Origin of the sequence: Rhizobium sp. B21/90, from assembly GCF_019355815.1 — a bacterium.
GTDB classification, from domain to species: Bacteria; Pseudomonadota; Alphaproteobacteria; order Rhizobiales; family Rhizobiaceae; genus Rhizobium; species Rhizobium rhododendri.
Genome location: NZ_CP072162.1, coordinates 783811 through 805336, shown reverse-complemented (window position 1 = coordinate 805336; position 21526 = coordinate 783811). Strand labels below are relative to the sequence as shown.

Genomic DNA, 21526 nt, shown 5'->3' with positions numbered 1-21526 from the left:
AAAACCCGCCGGATCGCTCCGGCGGGTTTCTTAATTCAGCAAGACTTGCGAAGATTATTCGCCGCGGTTCTTCAGAGCCGCGCCGAGGATGTCGCCAAGCGAAGCGCCGGAGTCGGACGAACCGAACTGTGCGACGGCTTCCTTCTCTTCAGCGATTTCGAGCGCCTTGATGGACAGCATGATCTTGCGGTCCTTCTTGGAGAAGTTGGTGACGCGGGCATCGACGATCTGACCGACCGAGAAACGCTCAGGACGCTGCTCGTCACGATCGCGCGACAGGTCGGCGCGACGGATGAACGAAGAAACGTCTTCGTGCTCGACGAGCTTCACTTCAATGCCGCCTTCGTTGACTGCGGTCACTTCGCACGAGACAACCGCATTCTTGCGGAGTTCGCCCGATGTAGCTGCGTCGCCGACGGCGTCCTTGCCGAGCTGCTTGATGCCGAGCGAGATACGCTCCTTCTCGATGTCGACGTCGAGAACCACGGCCTTGACCATGTCACCCTTGTTGTACTCCTCGATGACCTGTTCGCCTGGACGGTTCCAGTCGAGGTCGGAGAGGTGCACCATGCCGTCAACGTCGCCGTCGAGGCCGATGAACAGGCCGAATTCGGTCTTGTTCTTGACTTCGCCTTCGACTTCAGTGCCGGCCGGGTGGTTATGGGCAAAGGCCTGCCATGGGTTTTCGAGAGTCTGCTTGAGGCCAAGCGAGATACGACGCTTGGTCGGGTCGACTTCGAGAACGACCACTTCGACTTCCTGCGTCGTCGACAGGATCTTGCCGGGGTGTACGTTCTTCTTCGTCCAGGACATTTCCGAGATGTGGATCAGGCCTTCGATGCCGGGTTCCAGTTCGACGAATGCACCGTAGTCGGTGATGTTCGTGACGGTGCCGGAGATCTTCTTGCCTTCAGGATACTTGGCCTGGATGCCATCCCAAGGATCCGACTCGAGCTGCTTCATGCCGAGCGAGATACGGTGGGTTTCCTGGTTGATGCGGATGATCTGAACCTTGACCTGCTGGCCAATGGACAGGATTTCCGACGGATGGTTGACGCGGCGCCATGCCATGTCGGTCACGTGCAGCAAACCATCGATACCGCCGAGGTCGACGAACGCACCGTAATCAGTGATGTTCTTGACGACGCCGTCGACAACCTGGCCTTCTTCGAGGTTCTGAACGATTTCCGAACGCTGTTCAGCGCGGGATTCTTCGAGAACGGTACGACGCGAGACAACGATGTTGCCGCGACGCTTGTCCATCTTGAGGATTTCGAAGGGCTGCGGGTTGTGCATCAGCGGCGTGACGTCGCGGATCGGGCGTATGTCTACCTGCGAACGTGGCAGGAAGGCGATGGCACCGTCGAGATCGACGGTGAAGCCGCCCTTAACCTGGTTGAAGATCACGCCTTCGACGCGCTCTCCGGCTTCGAACTTGGCTTCGAGCTTGACCCAGCTCTCTTCGCGGCGAGCCTTTTCGCGCGACAGAACGGCTTCGCCCAGCGCATTTTCGATGCGTTCGACGTAAACTTCGACTTCGTCGCCGACTTTCAGTTCGCTACCCTTGGAGCGGGCGCCGAATTCCTTGAGCGCGATGCGCCCTTCGACCTTAAGGCCGACGTCGACAACCGCAACATCTTTTTCGATGGCGGTGACGATACCCTTGGTAACGTAGCCTTCAGCCAGATCGTTCTTGGCAAAAGACTCTTCGAGCAGGGAGGCAAAATCCTCATGCGAGGTGGCAGCTACAGACATAAAATCTCCTGGCGTGTCCCGGATGGTCTCGGACACTGGGCGCCGGTGGGTTGTTCTGATGAACCTGGATCCAGTCCGCCCTCTCGAAGAGGACAATCCGGCGCGGGGACGGAAACCCAGGCTTTGCTTGATGCAAAAGCGCCCCGTGGCAACCACGTGACGCCGACTTTAATTCAGGCATGTCGGTTCAGGGCAGCATCGATGATGGTTTTAGCCGCCTGAAACGCCGCCTCTATACTCATTTCCGACGTATCAAGCAAGTGCGCGTCTGCAGCGGGACGCAAAGGGCTGTCGGCCCTTCCCATGTCGCGCTCGTCGCGCCGCTTCACGTCCTCGAAAATCGCCTCGTAATCCGCTGTGACGCCATTCGCGACGATCTCGTCAAACCGCCGACGGGCGCGGATGTCGGCCGATGCCGTCACGTAGAATTTCACCGGTGCTTCCGGGCAGACGACGGTACCGATATCGCGGCCGTCAATCACGGTGCCCGGCAACATCCGCGAAAACTGCCGCTGCGCCTCCACCAGCGCCCGGCGCACCGTCGGCATGACGGCAACCTTTGAGGCCGCCTCGCCGATCTCGTGGCGCGACAGGACCGACCGGTCGAGCGCGTTGAGGTCGAGCCCTGCCGCCACGGCCGCGGCCACCGCCTCGTCGTCCAGAGGCTGGCCGGCATCGAGCAACGCCTTCGCCGTCGCGCGGTAGGTCAGGCCTGTGTCGAGATGGTGGAAGCCATAGGTCTCGGCAATCCGGCGCGACAGCGTTCCCTTGCCGGCAGCGGCCGGCCCGTCGATGGCGATGATCATGCCTTGCTCCTGCTGTCTAAGATTGCTCACGGCGTGCCGCGTTCGCTTACCATGGCGGCCATGGCCGCCGCGTCGTTCGCAACGTCCGGCTCGGCCATCAACCCTTCCGCGACGCCATTGCGGTCGGCTTCAGAACGGTTCTGGCTGACTTTCCACTTGCCGTCGATCTCGGCAATGTCGATTTCAATGCCGACGATGCCCTTGATCTGGGACGCAATATAAGTGTCGGGTGCGTCCCCGACCGCCCAGGGCTCTGCGCGCGGTCCTTCCTGGTCGCGGGTCAATGCCTCGACCTGGGCGCGGATCCAGGCGCCATCTTCTATGACCCGTGCCGGACCGCGCACCTGAACGATGGCGTAATTCCAGGTCGGCACGACCTTGCCGGTTTCCTGCTTGGTGCGGTACCAGGACGGGGTGATGTAGGCATGCGGCCCCTGGAAGACGACCAGCACCGGTGCGCCGTCACGGATCTCCCGCCACTGGCCGTTGGCGCGCGCCACATGCGCCTGCAGCCGGCCCTTGCTACCAAAGGACGGATCGAGATGAAAAGGTATGGGATTGGCAACCGGACCATCGGCGCCCGAGGAGATCAGCAACCCGAGCGGATGGGCGCGGATCAGCCCGTGCTGGATATCGATGCGGTCTTCCCGGAAATGCGGCGGCTGGTACATGGAAACCCTTGGCGAAGTGTGCATCCGGCCGTGCGGGACGACGCGGCAAACGTGGCGCGATTTATCACGGTTTGGCCGTTGCCGACCAGTCATCAACCAAGGTTTTATGAAGGAGCGCGACCGCTCGATAAGAGCAAATTTCAAGCCTTTGCGGGCATTCCGATGAGCCCGGAAAGGCCTTTGGCGAAGTTAGGCTTTGACAGAAACGGCCATAACGACTATGGGGACCGGCTAATAATTTCCCTATGAAACGCCGGCTTGCACGGCACTGCCGAATATCTCTTCGGCCATTCACGAGGCTATGACAGTGGCGAAAGCGGAACTTGGAACGAAGCGGACCGACCCGGACTCCGGCAAGAAATTCTACGACCTGAACCGGGACCCAGTGGTTTCTCCCTACAGCGGCAAGTCCTGGCCCCTGTCTTTCTTCGAGGAAACCGCAGCTGCCGTGAAGGAAGTTCCGGAAGAGGAAGAGGTCGCGGAAGTCGACGTTGAAAACCCCGAAGTCGAACTGGTTTCGCTGGAAGAAGCCGACGAAGCCGCCGCTGGCGACGACATCCCGGATATCGGTGACGACGACGTCGAGATCGACGGCGACGACGATGACGACGACACATTCCTGGCGCCCGACGAAGACGACGATGACGACGATATGAGCGACATCATCGGCGTTACGGGCGATGACGACGAGGTCTGATCGACCCGCTCCGGCCCGCGCAAAGAAAAGTGCGCGGGCCCTGATTTTTCGGCTTGCTATCTGAATTTACCAGACGTAATAAGCCGCCACCCCAACGAGCGAAGCGCTCCACGGGGACCCAGGCCGGCCAGACCGGACCATTTCGATGGGGCTATAGCTCAGCTGGGAGAGCGCTTGCATGGCATGCAAGAGGTCAGCGGTTCGATCCCGCTTAGCTCCACCAAATTTTCCCAAGAACAAATCATTCACAACATCGCAATTTCATCATTCCGCCAACCGCGATCATCGCAGGCGGACCGGATCTCGCCTGATCAATCCTCGAATTCGGCATTCATCGCATCTGCCAGTTGTCGCATCAGGCGTACGAGATTGGCGACGTCCTCTTCTGCCCATGTGCTGAAGATTGCCCGGCCAATTTTCTCCCGGGCCAGGTCGACTTGGTCGGTCATTGCCTTGCCGGCAGCGGTGATCGTGGCTTGTCTCGATCGGCGGTCGGAAGGGTTCTCCTTGCGGTCGGCCAGCCCGAGGCTCTCAAGCTTGGCAACCTGGCGACTGACGGTGGTGTAGTCCCGTCCTACCCGGTCGGCCAATTCGATGACACCTATGGGTCCCAGCCTCTCGATCATGACGAGCAGTGGGAAAAGAGCGCGATCAAGCGAGATTCCTGCCTTTTTGACCATGGCCTCGTCCCGCTGAGGACGGTTCATCACGCTGACAATATCGAGCAGCGCGCCGTGGAGTTCGCGGAGAACTTTTCCATTAAGTGTATTATGCACGTTTTTATTTGACATCGTAGCAATCCCTCTGATACATGCATAATACACGCAATTGAGTGCCGATGACAAATCGTTTTGCCGCCTGCGCTAAACAGGGTTCACCAATGCGCGCTATCTCGTGGGAAAATGACCCGGCGTCTTCAGCGACGCCGAAATCGGGAAGCCCCCCGGGCGCCGCACTCGGCGTTGGGCCGCGGCCCTCAGTGCTTATCCGGCCGAGATAGCCCCGGCACAATCAAAGGACAAAATCTATGAAAGCCGCGATCGTTACAGCTTCCGGGCAACCGCCCATCCTGACAGACATTCCGGAACCCGTTGCCTCCGCAGGCGAAGTCCGCGTCAAAGTCACTGCCTCGGCCGTCAGCCAGGTTACCAAGAGCCGGGCATCCGGGCATCACTACAGTGCTGTCGGCCAGTTTCCCTTCGGCGTGGGCATTGACGGTGTGGGGACTTTGGATGACGGGCAACGCGTCTACTTCGTGCTGCCGCGTCCCCCTGTCGGCGCGCTGGCTGATGTGGCCGTCATTGCCGCCAATCAATGCATCCCGCTTGCCGATGATCTCGATGACTTGACCGCTGCAGCAATCGCCAATCCGGGTATGTCGTCATGGGCAGCCTATAGCGAACGCGCAAGATTGCAGCCCGGCGAAACTGTGTTGGTCAACGGCGCAACCGGGACATCCGGGCGGCTGGCCATCCAGATCGCCAAGCATCTCGGCGCCCGGAAGGTCATCGCCACAGGCCGTGGAAACAAGGACAGCCTGCGCGAACTAGAAGCGCTCGGTGCCGATGTCATCATTCCACTCAGCGGTGATCAGGAAGCATTCAAGGAGAGCCTGAGACAGGAGCTTCGCTCCGGCGTGGACGTCGTTATCGACTACCTCTGGGGGAAGAGCGCGGAAGCGATTCTGTCCACAAAGGCGGAAACCAGCCCGGCGCCAATGCGGTTTGTCCAGGTCGGTTCAATCGCGGGTTCGGATATCGATCTTTCCGCATCGATCCTGCGGTCGTCCGCAATCGACCTGATGGGCAGCGGGATCGGCAGCGTGCCCCCCAAGCGCTTCCTGCACGTCCTCGGCGAAGTCTTGAAAGCAGCGGCAGGAGGCAGGTTCCAGATCGCGTTCAAACCCGTTCCCTTCTCTGAATTCGACGAGGCATATCCGCTGGACGAAAGCACTTGCCGCACGGTATTTACGATGTCCGGCTCCGGCTGAAGTGTAGCTCGCCGGTCGGATTGAAAAGATCAGAGGCCCATCGGCACCCAGAACTTAAAGACTAGGGAGCGACGTCAAATGAATGCTTTGTCTAAGCCCACATGCCGCGTTGTCCGACCGGAAACCACCTATGCCGGCAAGCAGGGATTGGAGTATTTTGAAGGGATTGCCGCCGAGACGGTCGGCTCGACCCGGATCTGCATGCATCTGCTGACTATTCCGGCGGGCGGACGGGCCAAGGCACATCTGCACGCCGAGCACGAGACGGCGATCTACGCACTTTCCGGCGAGACGCAGTGCTGGTTTGGCGAACAGTTGGAACAGCATGTTGTGGTGCGACAGGGCGAGATGTTTTACATCCCCGCAGGCGTCCCGCATCTGCCCGCCAATCTGAGCGATACGGCAGCGACGGTTGTCATAGCCCGAACCGATCCGAATGAGAAAGAAAGCGTCGTCCTGCTGCCGCATCTTGAGGACCTTGTCCCGCGCTAGGCGATCCAGAAATGATGCTTGACTTGGCCGGCATGAGCTCACTCGGAGCAGAACAAAGAAGAGGCTGACGAATCCGGGGGGTGTCGTCAGCCTCGAGCGAAGAGATACGGCTCTTGCGCTTTTTTCGCCTGTGTGGGGCAGAGGCGAGACATTCGAATGCCATGCTAAAATGAGCCGAAGCTGACGAATGTACATTTCGCGCGCTGGTTGGCGCCCGATAGCCGGCATATGGCTTCACGTTTGCTTGATCTTACATATTCGCGGAATGGGCTGTTCTGCCGCATCGGCTGTATGTGCATCAGCCGCGGAAAAGCGACAGCAGTCTCTGCGGCGCCTGGTTGGCGATGGATAGCGACTGCACGGCCAGCTGCTGCTGGGTTTGCTGCGCCGCCAGTTTGGACGACTCGGTTTCCATATCCGCATCGACAAGCCGGCCAACGCCCCGATCGATGCTATCCATCAACGTTTTGGCAAAGTCGGACTGGACGCCGATCGACGATTGCAGCGAGCCGAGCAGTGCTGCGGCGGCCGTCACCCTGTTCTGCATCGCATCGAGGCCGCTGATATAATAGTCGACATCGGCCCCGGCGGTGGTGATGTCGATATCGGTGAAATTGAAGTCGATTGCACCGGCGGTGTGCTTCTGTGGCGCAGAGACGGTCATGCCGACACCGGCCGTCGGATACCGGGCCTTGTCGCCTGACAGCGTGACCGACCCGCCGCTCGCGGTTGCCAGAAGTCCCGTCTGCTGGCCGGCAGCACCAAGCACGGCCGCCATGTCGTCCGCCGTGGAAACGATCCCGTTGGCAGACGTGCCGAGTGCTGCATCGACGGTGGCGCGGTCGACGCTGATGGTCTGCTGCGAACTGCCGTCTATTGCGAAACTGAAAGAGAACGACTGGCCTTCCGGAACTGCAAAGCGACTTCCGAAACTGAAATCGACCTGCGGATAGACATTTTGCACCGACGCCGTTGGCGCACTCTCCAGGCCCAGGCCCGACCCGCCACTGAGACTGGATACCAGATTGCTGGTGGAGACGCTGGAGCCGGCAAGGCCCGTTGCGTGCCGCGTGGCGATTTCAAAGCTCGAGGTTCCGCCCCCCGAGGAGGCCGGTGCGCCGGCCAGCTGGAACGCCTTGTTGAGCACCGCTGCCATGTCCTGTCCGTTCGCGATCTTGCCGTTTGCCGCAGCGCCGAGAGCCGCCGTGACGACGCTTCTATCGATGGTGATTGCATAGCTGTTGCCGGCAGACGCGTCGCTGGCATCCAGCGTGAGGTCGAAGGAAACGGCATCGCTGGCGCCGAATGTTTGCGCGCCGATGAAATTGAAGTCCTGATGGCCGGCCACCGCGCCGATGCTGCCGCCGGAAAAGCTGCCGAGGGTGGCAAGGCCCAGCGCGTCGCTGTCGCTTTGCAGTAACCCGCCGCCACCTGTGTTGAAGAGGAGGGTCTTCGTCATGTCGATGTCGCTATCGCTGATGGACACCGTGCCGTCGGCGGAACGGACGAAGGCCGCCGGAACCGAAGTCGTTACCGAATTGGTGGTTTTAAGGTTTGCCGCCTGGCTGTAGCTCAGCATGTTGACGCCGTTGAAGCTGGCGCTGGTGGCAACGCTTGCGACCTGCTGCTTCAACTGATCCAGTTCATCCTGGACTTTGCTCTTGTCGACGCTGCCTTCCTTGGCCGTCACCAGCTTTGCCTTGAATGCGGAAAGCGTATCGAGCACCGACGTCATCCCGGCATAGGCAGTGTCGACGGTGGCAGATGCCACGCCGAGCGCATCGGCCACGGCAGACGTCGCACCCCTGTCCGAACGCATGGTGGTTGCAACGGACCAATAGGTGGCATTGTCGGATGCGGAAGCGACTTTCAAACCGGAGGAGACACGCTTCTCCGTTGAGGTCAGCTGTTGCGTAACGCTCCCCAGCGTCCGCAAAGCCGCCATCGCAGACAGGTTCGTCTTGATCGACGACATACAACCCCCAGGTATCGAACCAAAAAATCAATAGTTTTGGAAAAAGGGAGCATCATGCAGCCATAAGATGCAGAATCGCCAATTTGTGTTAACTTCCAATGAAGTACGGGGAAACTGGATGATATAGCCGATGCGAAGGCCACCCGAGGGCATATCGCGCCTTTTGTCGGCCTACAGGCTGCCACCGGTGGCCAGACAGGACGCATCCAGCCTGTAGGCATAGATCGTCTTGCCGCGATAGTTGCCCGTATGCGGTTGCCATGTCGCCGCCGGCGCCTGAGGTCCGGTCGGACACACGTTCGGATGAGTCGACACGAAGAGCACGGACCCGTGCAGGGACTTCGGCACCGGAAACTTCTGATCGTAGTAGCTCTGCGGCGCATCAGGATCGCCGCTGGCGTAGATGCTATAGCCCCGCCCCCGCAACGTATAGAACATGTCGGCAAGAATATCCCTGTCGTCGCTGACGATATCCCTCAGTCCGAGCGTCCGGGCGAGTGCGGCAGCATCGTTGCTAACCTTGCTGCGGCCAAGATAGCGATCCAGCACGATAGAAGCGCCGCTTTCGCTGACGGGAATGGCAAACACCGGCGCCGTTGCCACCAGGCAGGATACCGTCCCGTTCAGCAGCAACGACCATTTGAGGCCCTGCGGCCAGACGCGCCGCAGGGTCCAGACGGCGAGCAGCGTGCCGGCGACATAGGCCGTGGCCGCCCAGTTGGCATAGGCCTTGGCAAGGGTCGCCTGCAGGGAGATCAGTGCTATGATCGGCAAGGACAGCCAGACCAGCATCTGCTCGCGCCACTCGCCTCCCCGCATTAGCACCCGGTAGCTGGCGATGAGGATCGCCGCAAACACGATCGGTCCAACCACGCCGAACTGGGCACCGAAAAATTCCAGCCCGCCGGACAGGTGCGGATTGAGCCGTCCCCAGTGGGCAATATTCTCGGTATGCTTGACGGTGACCATCCGGTTTTCGAGGTTCCACCAAATGTTTGGCAGGCAGCCGGCACTGGCCACAGCCACAGCGATCCATGCGTCGCGCCACGCGATGCGCGCCCTTGGGACGCACGCAATTGCGATCAGGCCACCCGGCAACAGAAACAGGATCGCGTATTTCGACAGGAAGGCGCCTGCAACGGCAAGGCCAAGCGCAACGGCAATCGTCACGGAACGCCTGCCGGTCAGCACCACGTAGGCCGCAAGAGCGACCGCGAGGAAAAACAGCAGCGGCACATCCGTCGAGAAGAACACCGACGACAGCGCCACACCCGGCAGTGTGATGTAGGTGACGCCGGCCCAGGCAGCGATCTCCCTGTCGAACAGCCGCAATGCGACCTGCATCAGCGCCAGCCCGGTTGCGAGATGCAGCAGCGGCCCGCAGATCCTGATCCAGAAGATGCTACTCGAGCCGGAAATCTCCGACATCGCTCTGAGGATCCATGCGATCATCGGCGGCTTCGAATAATAGCCGAAGTCGAGGCTCTGCGACCATAGCCAGTACTGTGCCTCGTCGACGAATAGATCCGTCGTATCGAATGAAAGGGTCACGATCCGCCACAAGGTAAGTGCGACCATGACGAGAAGGGCAGAATGGATCGATAACGACGGAATCGAGAACGGCGCTGCGGGCGCTACGGTCCAATCCGCCGGTAGAGCAACGTCATTCCCGGCGGCACGATCGACCGTCCGGTCGGCATAGTCAGATGGCACGCCACGACCGGTCGCCAACCGGAGAATGTGAGAAAACATAGAGTAAACCGCTGGAGATTGCTGCTGCCGACCTTATTAGCAATCCAATGTTACAACCAGACGGCAAAACGTCCAGCAGCATGTGAATTCAGCCGCCTTCCCTGACGTCAAGATGATGCTCGAGATCCTTCCAGCTGCGGTCCATGGCGAAGCTGGCTGACAGATATGGAACGCCGATATGTCCGAACAGCACGGACAACTGCCATTCCGCAACATCCTCGGGAACACCCGCGACCTCGTAGCTGTAGATCAGCGAAAACAGGCCGGTTCTGTCGGCGCCGGACATGCAATGCACCAGGATCGGCCTTGGGGCTGTCTTCATGATGTCGATCAGTGCAACGGCCTTGTCCACTGTCAGGATTTTCGTCGCCGACATGCCGAAATCGATATGCTGCACACCGAGACGCCGGGCGACGGCCGTCTCCTCCCGGTACCATGGTTGGTCGTTGCTACCGCGAAGATTAACGATCGTCTTTATGCCGTACTGTTGAACATAGCTCTCGAGTTGCGCACCCGAGGGCTGCGCGGAGCGGTACAACTGGCCGGGGATCACCGTGTGGAAATTTCCCGTTGCCTGCAGCAAGGCGAGATGTCCGCCGAAAAACAGGAGGCCAACTAGAAAACAGGCAACCGCATAGCGCATTATTTTACGAATACGTCCGAGAATTGCCATTCTTTCCCCGATGCTATTTTTTTACTGCACCTTTCCGCAGGCTAGCCACCGAATCCAACAAGAGATTAAAGATAATACGAAGCTTTTATGTCATTGCTGGCTGTGCATGCTTGACTGTCGTCTCCGGCATTTCGGGCAAACTGCGACATGAATAATCCATGCTCATGCCGCACGGATCGGTTATCGATAGTTCTGCGGGTCGGGCCGGGGTTTCCACGACCGAATCGCTATCAACAACCTCACGGAGGACCGACTGATGACGCCTGCCCGCTTCAACGAGTGTCTGCTGCATATCCGCTGGACACCCATCAACCTGGCAAGTGCCCTGCAATGCGATCTGTCCTGGGTCGAAGCGCTTGAGGTCGGCGCCGTCGAGGTACCCGCAGCTCTCGGAGAATGGCTCGAGACACTCGCCCGCTGCCACGAGGCAAACGAAACACCGAAAGCCTTTCGCGGTCGCGGCCAGGATTGACGTCTGCCGGCATCCTGACGCGGAAGCAGCAAAACAGTTAAACCGCTGAAACTAATTGAGCGCGAAGGGCGTATCCCTATAGGCCTTTGGTCGGGCCCGAGGCCGTCGCCCGCACACCGTAAGGTCGAAGGTGGCGGCCTCACTTTATAGTTCCACCCTCAAGGCAAACACCGCATCTGGCCGCATTTGCCCTGCGCCAGCGGGAGGACATGTCCCGCCGATGGCTTTCCGGTTGCATATGCATTACGCATGGTCTTTCGAGGGGGAAATCATGAAGCTCTTTGCCGCAACGCTGTTGTTCTCGACTGTGCTGACGCTGCCGGTCGGCGCGCAGTCTTCCATCTCGACCGACCGCGGCCAGCTCATCGAGAGCTACCGGGCCTTTATCAGCGCCGTCGACATCATCAATTCGAACGGTGACCGCCTCTCCGAGCCATGGCAGATTATTCGCCAGGATCGCGCAAATTATCACCACTTTCATCTGATGGACGCCGACGACGAAACCGATACCTTTTTCGCCAGCCCCGCCAATCGCCAGCTCATGGAGGCGATGCTGGCCGATGGCGAGATCGAAGGCGACGCGGCCGAACGGATCGTCGCCGGCGATGTCCATATCAAGGTCGATATCTACGGCCATGGCACAACGGGCGAACGCATAGACGTGCACATCGAGGACTGACCGACGATCCCCAGTTCTCAGCGCCGCGTCTGCAATTTCTTCTGGCCTCCCAACCATGGCCGGAATAGCATGCACCACCCGTAGCCGCAGAAACGCCATGACCCTCTATCGACGCCGCTTGATCAAGATACGCCGGAAGACGACGGGCCTTGCGCTCGTCGGCCTGATTTCCTTCATCGCCGGTATGACGGATGCCGTCGGCCTTGTGCTGAGCGGCGACTTCGTCTCGTTCATGACCGGCAATACAACCAGGGCGGCCATCGCTCTAGGCAATGGCCAAACCCGGCATGGTCTCGTGCTTCTGGCGGCAATCCTGATTTTCGTCGGCGGTAACGCGCTCGGCGTCGTGCTCGCCCATGCCGCCAGCCGGCCGGCCTTCGTCGTTCTCGGGTGGGTCAGCGTCCTCTTGTCGCTCGCCTCCACCTTCGCATCCCCGTCCAACGTCGTGACGCAGTTCTATCTCGTGGTGCTGGCGATGGGCATGATCAATGCGACGGTCGAACATGTCGAGGGGCTGCCGATCGGCCTGACCTATGTCACCGGTGCGCTGTCGCGTTTCGGTCGCGGCATCGGCCGCCTGATGGTCGGCGACAGGGATTTCGCGTGGACGATACAGATCGTCCCCTGGATCGGAATGCTGGCCGGCGCCGTCGTCGGCGCGTTGCTGGTGCATCAATTTGCAGCAAAGGCCCTGCTGTTCGTGGCTGTCATGGCGCTCATCGCCGCCTTTGTGACACTCATCATCCCTCCTGCCCTGCAGCACCGCTATCGGCAGCGCGTCGCCCGCCAGGCTTTGGCTACAGGACGGGCGCCCTAAGAGGGCTTTTTCACACAGTAAAATCTGTTAGGAAGGCGCGTCGCTGCCGGAGTGCCTGCATGTTCGTGATTTCCAAACTCGTCTGGATCCTGTGCCAGCCTCTGTCGCTCGCCTTCTTTTTAGGCCTCGTGGCGCTGCTTGCAGCACTCCTCCGGCGCCATCGACTGGGCATCGTCTCCTCCGCGCTGTCGGTATCGATCCTGTTCGTCACGCTGTTCACCTCGGCCGGCTCGGTACTGATCGAGACCCTTGAAGACCGTTTCCCCCGCCCCGTCGCCGATCCCGCCACGCTCGAATGCATGATTGTCCTCGGCGGCGGGTTCGCTACCGAGGTCACCACCGGCCGTGGCGGCTACGACCTCAATGCTGCCGGCGATCGCTTCGTCGAAGCGCTCCGGCTGGCGATGAAATATCCCCGTTCCCGCATCCTGATCTCCGGTGGCGACGGCACCATCACAGGCCGCCTCGAGGGCGATGCGATCATAGGCGAGCGGATGTTTGCAGCCTTCGGCATCGACAAAGCCCGCCTCATCGAGGACCGCAGCTCGCGGACAACCTACGAAAACGCCGTCAACACCAAGGCGCTGCTGGCCAGCAATGGTCTTAGCGATTGCCTGCTGATCACCTCCGGCTTCCACATGCCGCGCGCAATGGGGATTTTCCGCAAACTCGATATTCCGGTCGTCCCCTGGCCAGTGGACTATCGCTCGGGCGGCAAAGACACACTGGGGCTAGACGCAACCCAGCCATCGCTCAACAGCGAGCTCCTCGGCATTGCCGGGCGCGAGTGGATCGGCCTTGCCGGCTATTATTTCACAGGCCGTACCTCCGCCCTCTATCCGGCGCCCTGAGCGCGGAGGCATTCGCCGCTTCCAACCTGATCCGACGCCAGTCGCCACTCAGAACGGCCAGTTCTTCGACCCGACGACGCGCTTTTGTAGTGTAGGCTTTGCCGAAACGGTTCTGACGACGCGCTTCGGCTTCTTGGGCACAAAGGTCTTGAAGTCGTTCAAGCCCGGAAAGCGATCCGCGTATTCGCGCTTCAGTGCGGCAACCTTGGTGAAATCCTTGCTTCTGCTCGCAAGGACCGCCTCGCCGATGACGCCTCCCTCGGTCGGCTCCCACTCGACAGATTGCGCGAAAAGCGGTTGTGCTTCCTTCGTGCCCTTGTCTTTCAGCAGTTTCCAACCGAGCGCCTGCGCGCCCAGCGCCGACTTGGCGGCGAAGACGTGGTCCTTGAAGGTCGCAATGTCCTTTTCACTGAGTTGCAGCTTCGAATCCTTGTCAGTCAGTTCGCCCGCAACGATCTCGATATATTCCTTGCGTATGTCGTCAGACTTGTCAGCAAAGCGCGATGCCAGGGCCAATGCGTCGGCAACCTTGTCCAGGTTTCGCAAGGTCAGGATGACGCCTTCGACATTTTTCATGTCTGGGCCATACCGCGTGCCGGCAACGAACCAGGCATTGGCTGCCTGCCACTGCTGCTGGCTGTAGTAATACCAACCGAACAGGCCGGCATCGGCAGCGGACTTTGCAGACTGGACATACGCGCCAAAAGCTTGAAGCTCGCTCTCCGTCGGGCTCTGCGCCAGATGATCGCCGCTGGCAATCAATCCCATTTCCTTGCGCAGATTGTCGAAGGTGAAGTTGGCAAACTCGGATGTCCCGTCAGGCCCGATGCGCGCGAACGCCATCAGCGAATTGGCGCCCGCAGGCGGCAGCAGAGCGCTTGCCTTCTGCATGGTGGCCAGCCGTTCCGGTGCTCCGTCGCACTGGGTCAGGATATACTTGTAGAGGTCGAAGGAACGCGCCATGTCGCCTGTTTTTGCGAGCGCCTCGCCAACCTGCCACATCGTGTTCATTTCGCTGCACGCCAGCAGCTGCGGCTGCTGCTGCGCCGTGGCGACGACCTGGGCCCAGTTGCCCTGCTGGTAGATGCGGTCGATCAGCTTGCGCGTTTCGCCGATCGCCAATTTGGTCATCAGGTCGGCAGATGGCTTCCATTCCGGATTGCTGCTGGCCAGGCGTGCAATTTCGGCGCGCACGCCGGTGAAATTGCCGGCTCCGTACATATCCCACAAAGGCTGTTCGTTGACGGTCGTCGTTTGTGCACTGAAGAGGTCTTCGGACGCCTCCCAGGTTGGGTAAAGCCCTTTCAGCCGGCGTAGCTCTGCGCCGAGCCGCTTCAGGTCGCGGGTCTTGGCATAGTAGCGCAGCGCCGTGTCATCAACCTTGATCTCCGAGGATCCGGGCTGGGGTCCGGAAACGGTCACGTCTTTTGGAGTACCGGCGACCGATGGGCTACCGACAGGAAACTGCTGGGGCATAGGCGCCCTGACCACCGGGGCAGCCGCGGGCGATGCAGCGCCGGAGGCCGGCGCAAACGGATTTTGACCCGGCTCGACATTGACGATAACCGCCTGCGACTGCTGCGGTTTCGCATCAGGCAGGATGACGGGTTGTACGATCGGCTTCGTCGCCGCAGCGGGCGTAACCGTGCTGGAAACGGCATCCGGCATCACTGCATTTGCGCTTTTCGCCGCTGGGACGACGCTGTTGACCCAGCCCGCCCCAAGATCCTCGGCGCTTGTGGTCGAGACGTGAGCGAAGTTCGGAAGCAGCAAGAATGCGCAGCTGCAAAGCAGGACTGTTGTCATTGAAGATCGGGCAGACATCTTGGATACCTTTCTGCAAGTGCGATGAGACTGAGGAGATGCAAGGTCGATGGATAGTAATCGGTCGGCTGAAAAGCGGCGGCATGCACGGCCGTCTTCTCAGCGCCGAGGCTGCAAGCGACGAGATCGACGACAGCGCGATATCCAGGGTCGGGCAACACGGCGACAGGGTCCGCCGTGTCAAGGTCGATGACGGCAGGCTTGCCACCGCTACGCTGCTCGAACGCAGCGTTGAATTTCTCGAGAATGTCGGGGTAATCCCTTGAGAACCAGGCCACGTACATCGGCACCCGGATGGCATCCTGGCCGAATTGCGCGGCGTAGCCTGCTGCCGGTTGAGGTGTCCGCCCCTTCAGCGATATCCAGTCGGATGGCAACTCGGCGGGACCGAAGCGCGCCATCCTGGTGAGTGACAGGCCGGTTGCGATCAGCTGGGTTGCTGGGAACCCAGCCGAGAGATCGCCAAGCTCCTTGATGGCCGGGTAGACCCAGTAGGAAAGATTGACGACAGGCCCATCCGGCTGGTCGTTGGCGCCGAAGCCCTTCGATCCCGGCAGAAGCGCCTTGCCAAAGCTCGTCTCAATAACCAGCCGGCTGGAGATGGCCTCGGCCACTGCCTTGGCGTCCCGGGCATAGGCTGCGTCCTGCCATTTCTGTGCAGCGCGGGCCAGCGCCCAGCCGATCAGCAGGTCTCCGTCCGTGGCGTTGTTGCCGTCCGTGACCCGTGGGGTCGCATTGGGATCCCATCGCCAGGCCGCCAATCCGTCGCCCCGGACATAGAGATTGGCCTTTGTCCAGTTCCACATGCGATCGAACATGCGGCGATCGCCCGTGGATGCGGCAATCAACATGCCGTATCCCTGCCCTTCGCTGTGGCTTACCCCGCCGGCTCGGGTATCGATCACACGGCCTTCAGGCGTGATGTAGTCGCTCCGGTAGAGAAGCCACGATCCCGTAACTAGGTCGTCCGCGATCAGCCCTTCGTCCTGTCCGTGACTGATGCCCGCCGAGCCGGCCAGGGTCCCGACAATCAACAGGGACCTGACCAGCAGTTTTGCCTTCACCATTTCGGACGCCCCAGCTTCAGCAGCAGGAATGTCGAGGCACCGAGGAGAAGTGCGGCGATGATCTGTGCAAGCGTGTATTCCAGTACGTGGTGGGAAAACCAGCCGGCAACGATCAGCCGCAGATTACCCGCACTCGCAGGCTGGGTCTGAAACAGCGCAACCTTGCTCGGCGCGATCTCGTCGATGACCTGTCCGGTCGTCGAAAATGCCTGCACGGATCCATTCAGCCGGGTCCAGGTCGACCGGTCCATGATGGCATCGACGGTTGCCGTTAGCCCCTGTTCGGATGGCGATGCGACAACAGTCCAGACGCCGGCAGCGCCCTTCATGTCTTTCTGTGCAATCAGCAGCGCGGTTTCCGCCTTGGGCTGGTAGCGGACTTCTTCCGGCTGGCCCATGGCCGAGACTTCGTGGCGCAGCTTGTCGATCTGCGCCCCGACGCGATCGGTCAGGACAGTCTTGATCTGACCGACATATCCCAGCATTTGCCCGGTGACGTCGCCATCGGTGCCTGTGGCCGGCGCTGTGTCTTTGGTATTGCGGAACGAAAGAGCAGACGCGACCTCTTGCGTCGGCGCATTGATGGCCGGTCCCGGGCTTGTAATGCGGGTCGAAAGATCGAGGCCCGTCGGCGTCACAACATCGGAAGGAAGCTGGCTGAACGTGCCAAACGCCATGACATTCGGCTGATGAACATCCGGCACCGTGGCAGTGACGTTGACCGGCAGTATGTGGCCGGAAGAATAAGCCATCTTGGCCATGAACGAAGCGGCGGCACTGAGCGCGGTCGAGTTGAGGTTGGGTACATAAAGCGCGATCGGCGCACTGCCCACCCGCTCGTCGAAGGCACTGCCGGAGACCAGGGCGGCAATATCCGGATAGCGGCCGACGCGGGCGAACTGCGGAACCTCAAGGAAGCTCTTGCCGAGCACCAGCAGGCGCGGACGGTCCTCTCCCCCCTTACCGACGGGATCGCAGGTCACGTCGGCAGGAACGGGAAGCCGGGCTTCGAACTGGATGGTATTCTCGCCGGGACGAAGCTTGCTGAGTGGCACCGGAAGACGCTGGTCGTCGATCAGGCCGCTGCGACTGGAACCGAGATTGATATCGGCGACCGTCTCATCGTTTGCCCGCACGATCAGCTCCGCATCGCGCGAAAGGTTTGCGGCGTACTGTGCGCTCAGGTGCAGGACGAGGGAGCCGTAGTCGCCGGGATAGAAATCCGACGGCATCGAAAAGTTGATCTGCTGCTTGTAGAGACGGCCCGAAAACGGTTCGGCAATCAGGCCGAGGTTACGCAAGGGCACTGTCGAGCCCGGCGAAAGCAGGCGACCCTTGCTGTTGGCCAGCGCCCTCAGCCCCTGTGGGGTCCCGTCCGACTGACCCTTTTCCGCCTCGGCCTTGAGGATTTCAAGCGATGCATCGACATCGGCTGCGGTCCGGCCCGTGACCACGAGGGTCTGACCCTTGCCGTGTCCGGCCGGCAGCACGTTGATACCGTCCTTGAGGATTGAATCTGCCTGCTGGCCCAGAATTTCGGCAACGGTGCCCCGGGTTCCGACGACGACGCCGATGCTGCGGTCATCCGCCGCCTGCTGGCCGATCGATACCGCAGGACGGTCGAAATTGCCGATGATCGTCAAGGCTTCGATCGCCGTGATGGTGCGATTGTAGTCGGTACCGGTTGCGCCGGGGGCGATCGAGCCCTGGATGGCGGTGCGACCATCGATCATGCCGCCGCGGGCGATCAGATCCGGCATCGTGTCGCCCATCAGCCTGCCGCCTTCGGAAAATACAAATCCGCTGCGCTCTGGATCGATCTGCGTCCACAATTCGTAAGTTGCATCGATCGAGCAATCGACGCGGTGCTTCTGGTCCACAAGGATGGAGACGGCATTGTAGCCCGGCTGGATGACGCCGTTCGGCACCTTCATCTCGACGCGATACGGTGCGCCTGACTGCAGCTTGATGGAACCGACATCTTGGTCGTTGACGAAAACGCGCATGGAGGAGTTTTCCGGCGCAGCGGAAATTGCCGTCTGCATCCAGAGAACAAGTTTAGCCGAGCCTGCGATTTCCGAGGGAAGCGCATAGAACGGATATTCGTTGCTGGTGCTTTCCCCGTTGAAGAACATCCCCCGGCGGTCGGCGCCAATGCGGCGAAGGTTACGGTCGTCGGTTTCAACGGACATCTTGTCCGAGGAGTTGGCGGCAGGTGCGGTGCCCAGCGAAAAAGCTTGTTGCGAATGGGCGAGCGAGGCGTCGCAAACCACGGCGAGCGCAGCGCCGGCAAGGGCGAGCTTGTAACGAGCGAGGGAGTTCATTTCGCACCTTCCTTGAGGTTCGTTTCGACGAAAGATTTGGCCACGTTGTTGTTGGCGGGAGCTTTGTCCTGCGACGGCTGGCGACGGGCGCCTGCCGAACCGCCGACCATCGCCAATCCGAGAGCCTTGATCGGGCTGGTCACTGCCCAGCGCATCAGCACGGCCGTTGCGACGATGATGTTGCGTCGTTTTTGTCTGCTCGACCGGTTCGCACGTACATCGCTGAGATCGCTGAGGATCAATTCTGCGATGACCGGGTAGTGATGCGGTTCCGGATCGAATTTCAGCGTCAGAACCTGCTGGTCGAGCGCCGGCTGCGCGGCGACGGTGATCGGCATGGATGTGACGATCATGCCTGAACTCGGCTTGACCACCGAAAGCCTGCCGTAGTCGCCCTTGCGCATGGCCTGGGCGACGCCCTTCGGCAAGGTGACAGTGGCGCCGGCAGAGGAGGCCTTGTTGACAACGCCGTGGATAGTGGCCTGGGCAAAGGTCAGTTCGACGTTGACCTTGGACGGCAGTTCAATGCCGGAAACATCGTTGCGACGTTCGGTAATGACGCCAAGCGCAGCACCGGCAATGATGAGATTGAGCAGGTTCCACGCGCCGACGATCAGCAGCAGATTGCCGATTTCAGGCTCGGTATTGTAGCGATAGGCGGAGAAGGCGAGCGTACCGGCGAGGATGGCGAAGATCACGAAATAGGGCAGCGAAAGTTCGGAAAGGCGCTCGCCCGTCGTGTTCTGGCCTTTTGCCGTTACGTTGAAGGTTGGCCTGCGCGGATGGAGCACGACGCCGACGATGGCACGGAAAAGATAGACTGACTGCAGATATTCATAGAGTTCGGAAATCCAGGGCCAGCGAACGCTGCCGTAGAGATAATTGCGGATCAGTTCGCTGACGATGAGATAGGTGATCGTGTGGGCGATGAAGTCCTCGGATGAGGCAACGAAGATCTTCATGTTGAGCAGAATGAAGAGCAGCGGTGCGATGACGAAGACTGCGCGGACAAAGGGAAAGAACCAGAAGAGGGCACTGGACAGGTAGCAGATGCGCTGGGCGAAGCTCAGTCCGCTTTTCAGCAGCGGGTTCTTGAGCAGAAGGATCTGGACCATGCCGCTGCACCACCGGGTGCGCTGTCCAATGAAGCTGGAGAAGGTTTCGGGCTGGAGGCCGGACACCAGCGGCTTGTCCACATAGACGCTGTTCCAACCACGCGAATGCAATTCGAGCGCGGTCTCGCAGTCTTCCGTGATGGTAATACCGGAGAAGCCGCCGACTTCTTCCAGGGCTTCGCGACGAAGAACCGCCGCCGAGCCGCAGAAAAACGAGGCATTCCAGCGATCGAGGCCCTTCTGGATCTTTCCGTAGAACATCTCGTTCTCGGACGGCATCGTCTTGAAAGTATTGAGATTGTGCTCGACCGGATCGGGGTTCGAGAAGAAGTGCGGCGTCTGCACCAGGAACAGGTTCTCGTCCTTGGCGAAATAGCCGACGGTCTCGAGCAGGAAATTACGTTCCGGCGCATGGTCGGCGTCGAAGACGACGATCAGTTCGCCATGGGTGTTCATCAGTCCGGCGTTCAGGTTGCCGGCCTTGGCATGGACGTTTTCAGCGCGCGTCATGTAGGTCACGCCGAGATCGGCACAGAGATCCTTGAGCATGGCGGCTCTGACTTTCGCAGCCTCGGCGACATCGGCATTGTCGGAAAACCGCTTCTGTTCAGTGCCACCATCGTCAAGCAGGAAAACCTTCAGCTTGTCCTGCGGATAATACATGGCTTTTGCAGCCGAGAGCGTCAGCGCCAGGATATCGCTACTCTCGTTGTAGGAGGGCACGAAGACGTCGACGCTCGGGGCATCCTCGTCGCTCAGCCGTGGCGCATCTTCGCGCTCCAATGGATCAGAAATAACAAAAAGGCTGATAGCGAGCATCACGACGCAGTACATCTCGGCGAGATAAAGTATAATTGCCGGAAAGAAAGAGTACAGATCATCCATGGAGGGAAGTGTACTTGTCGTACGCCAGTATGCGTACCTCAAAATGACGATTGAAACCAAAGCCAAGAAAATGTGGCGCCAGATCCCATCTAGCTTCAAAAGGCTGATGACCAAGAGAACAACAATGATGCTCACAGAAAGAAAAAGCTGCACCGAGTTACCCAACGGCTGGGTAATAAGGAATGCAGCAAACAATGCACTCAGCATCCATAGAAAAAATGTCGCAATCTTACTCATTACGCCGCCTCATATGTTAACAAGTTGTTTGTGTTAACAAATGATTGACCAGAATAACCGATCGTTCAACAGGAAATTATCGATTAAAAATTATAGCGATTTTTACTAAAATACCGCATTAGAATATGCGTCGCATAAACCGCCATAAAAAATGAAATTTTACTAATTTAGGCGTATTTTTAGATGAAAATTTTTAATTAGAAGCCACTTTCTCGATAATGCTATTTTATAAAAGTAGTTAATTCCCATGGTTGTTTTGGCTCAAAATCACACGAAAAAAGATAGTTGCAGCACAATAGTTTTTCCCGCGCCTAGCAGAACCAAATTTATCCCTGATATCAGCTATGAATTGCGGCTCAAAATGACTGCCTTCCTACTGCTCTTTTGCCGCTTTAATAAGCATTTATATTTTTAGAATAGGCCCATTAAACTACCGCTCATATA

The 21526-nt window shown here is 59.6% G+C and carries 18 protein-coding genes and 1 tRNA gene; 8 read left to right on the top strand and 11 right to left on the bottom strand.

Annotated features, from left to right (window positions below; translation table 11 throughout):
• Positions 1-54: 54 nt before the first annotated feature.
• The 3 genes from rpsA to J5278_RS03810 form a co-directional block, all read right to left on the bottom strand.
• Positions 55-1755 carry a 30S ribosomal protein S1 gene (gene rpsA, locus J5278_RS03820; RefSeq protein ID WP_142831535.1) on the bottom strand — a complete coding sequence of 567 codons (1701 nt, stop codon included), beginning with the start codon at positions 1753-1755 and terminating at the stop codon, positions 55-57.
• 173 nt (positions 1756-1928) lie between these two features.
• Positions 1929-2561 carry a (d)CMP kinase gene (gene cmk, locus J5278_RS03815; RefSeq protein ID WP_209182136.1) on the bottom strand — a complete coding sequence of 211 codons (633 nt, stop codon included), beginning with the start codon at positions 2559-2561 and terminating at the stop codon, positions 1929-1931.
• Between the two features lie 26 nt (positions 2562-2587).
• On the bottom strand, positions 2588-3232 hold the full coding sequence (locus J5278_RS03810) for an FMN-binding negative transcriptional regulator (RefSeq protein ID WP_209182137.1): 645 nt from the start codon (positions 3230-3232) through the stop codon (positions 2588-2590).
• Positions 3233-3539: 307 nt separating this feature from the next.
• Between J5278_RS03810 and J5278_RS03805 the strand changes: the two genes are divergently transcribed.
• Entirely contained in the window at positions 3540-3929 is a 390-nt protein-coding gene (locus J5278_RS03805; protein WP_142831538.1) for a TIGR02300 family protein, read from the top strand.
• A 147-nt stretch (positions 3930-4076) separates the two neighbouring features.
• A tRNA-Ala gene (locus tag J5278_RS03800) sits at positions 4077-4152 on the top strand.
• Positions 4153-4240: 88 nt separating this feature from the next.
• On the opposite strand, the gene J5278_RS03795 is transcribed toward J5278_RS03800, so the two are convergent.
• Entirely contained in the window at positions 4241-4720 is a 480-nt protein-coding gene (locus J5278_RS03795; protein WP_142831567.1) for a MarR family winged helix-turn-helix transcriptional regulator, read from the bottom strand.
• 236 nt (positions 4721-4956) lie between these two features.
• Between J5278_RS03795 and J5278_RS03790 the strand changes: the two genes are divergently transcribed.
• Together J5278_RS03790 and J5278_RS03785 are read left to right on the top strand one after the other, a co-directional pair.
• Positions 4957-5919: a zinc-binding alcohol dehydrogenase family protein gene (locus J5278_RS03790; protein WP_209182138.1), complete on the top strand. Its 963-nt coding sequence runs from the start codon at positions 4957-4959 to the stop codon at positions 5917-5919.
• Positions 5920-5997: 78 nt separating this feature from the next.
• Entirely contained in the window at positions 5998-6411 is a 414-nt protein-coding gene (locus tag J5278_RS03785) for a cupin domain-containing protein (RefSeq protein WP_209182139.1), read from the top strand.
• 298 nt (positions 6412-6709) lie between these two features.
• On the opposite strand, the gene J5278_RS31480 is transcribed toward J5278_RS03785, so the two are convergent.
• The 3 genes from J5278_RS31480 to J5278_RS03770 form a co-directional block, all read right to left on the bottom strand.
• Entirely contained in the window at positions 6710-8386 is a 1677-nt protein-coding gene (locus J5278_RS31480) for a flagellin (RefSeq protein WP_209182140.1), read from the bottom strand.
• Positions 8387-8557: 171 nt separating this feature from the next.
• Positions 8558-9964: a glycosyltransferase family 39 protein gene (locus J5278_RS03775; protein WP_209182160.1), complete on the bottom strand. Its 1407-nt coding sequence runs from the start codon at positions 9962-9964 to the stop codon at positions 8558-8560.
• A gap of 262 nt (positions 9965-10226) precedes the next feature.
• A complete protein-coding gene (locus J5278_RS03770) occupies positions 10227-10811 on the bottom strand; it encodes a dual specificity protein phosphatase family protein (RefSeq protein ID WP_209182141.1) in 585 nt (194 codons plus the stop codon).
• Between the two features lie 256 nt (positions 10812-11067).
• Between J5278_RS03770 and J5278_RS03765 the strand changes: the two genes are divergently transcribed.
• The 4 genes from J5278_RS03765 (at position 11068) to J5278_RS03750 (ending at position 13630) form a co-directional block, all read left to right on the top strand.
• On the top strand, positions 11068-11283 hold the full coding sequence (locus J5278_RS03765; RefSeq protein WP_142831543.1) for a hypothetical protein: 216 nt from the start codon (positions 11068-11070) through the stop codon (positions 11281-11283).
• A gap of 271 nt (positions 11284-11554) precedes the next feature.
• Positions 11555-11962 carry a hypothetical protein gene (locus tag J5278_RS03760; RefSeq protein WP_209182142.1) on the top strand — a complete coding sequence of 136 codons (408 nt, stop codon included), beginning with the start codon at positions 11555-11557 and terminating at the stop codon, positions 11960-11962.
• Positions 11963-12059: 97 nt separating this feature from the next.
• Positions 12060-12779: a YoaK family protein gene (locus tag J5278_RS03755; protein WP_209182143.1), complete on the top strand. Its 720-nt coding sequence runs from the start codon at positions 12060-12062 to the stop codon at positions 12777-12779.
• A gap of 59 nt (positions 12780-12838) precedes the next feature.
• The gene (locus J5278_RS03750) at positions 12839-13630 is read left to right on the top strand and encodes a YdcF family protein (RefSeq protein ID WP_209182144.1); all 792 of its coding nucleotides are present in this window, start codon (positions 12839-12841) and stop codon (positions 13628-13630) included.
• A 48-nt stretch (positions 13631-13678) separates the two neighbouring features.
• Here J5278_RS03750 and J5278_RS03745 read toward each other — a convergent pair whose 3' ends face one another.
• Genes J5278_RS03745 through bcsA form a run of 4 tightly spaced genes read right to left on the bottom strand, consistent with a single transcriptional unit; the run spans position 13679 to position 21052 of the window.
• Positions 13679-15436: a hypothetical protein gene (locus J5278_RS03745; RefSeq protein WP_209182145.1), complete on the bottom strand. Its 1758-nt coding sequence runs from the start codon at positions 15434-15436 to the stop codon at positions 13679-13681.
• Positions 15433-16521 carry a glycosyl hydrolase family 8 gene (locus tag J5278_RS03740; RefSeq protein WP_209182146.1) on the bottom strand — a complete coding sequence of 363 codons (1089 nt, stop codon included), beginning with the start codon at positions 16519-16521 and terminating at the stop codon, positions 15433-15435. Before J5278_RS03740 ends, J5278_RS03745 begins: the two co-directional genes overlap by 4 nt.
• Complete coding sequence (locus J5278_RS03735; RefSeq protein WP_209182147.1) at positions 16515-18845, bottom strand: cellulose biosynthesis cyclic di-GMP-binding regulatory protein BcsB; 2331 nt, start codon at positions 18843-18845, stop codon at positions 16515-16517. The genes J5278_RS03740 and J5278_RS03735 overlap by 7 nt, the downstream gene beginning before the upstream one ends.
• Positions 18842-21052, bottom strand: a complete 2211-nt coding sequence (gene bcsA / locus J5278_RS03730; RefSeq protein ID WP_257623397.1) for a UDP-forming cellulose synthase catalytic subunit — start codon at positions 21050-21052, stop codon at positions 18842-18844. Before bcsA ends, J5278_RS03735 begins: the two co-directional genes overlap by 4 nt.
• Between the last annotated feature and the right edge of the window lie 474 nt (positions 21053-21526).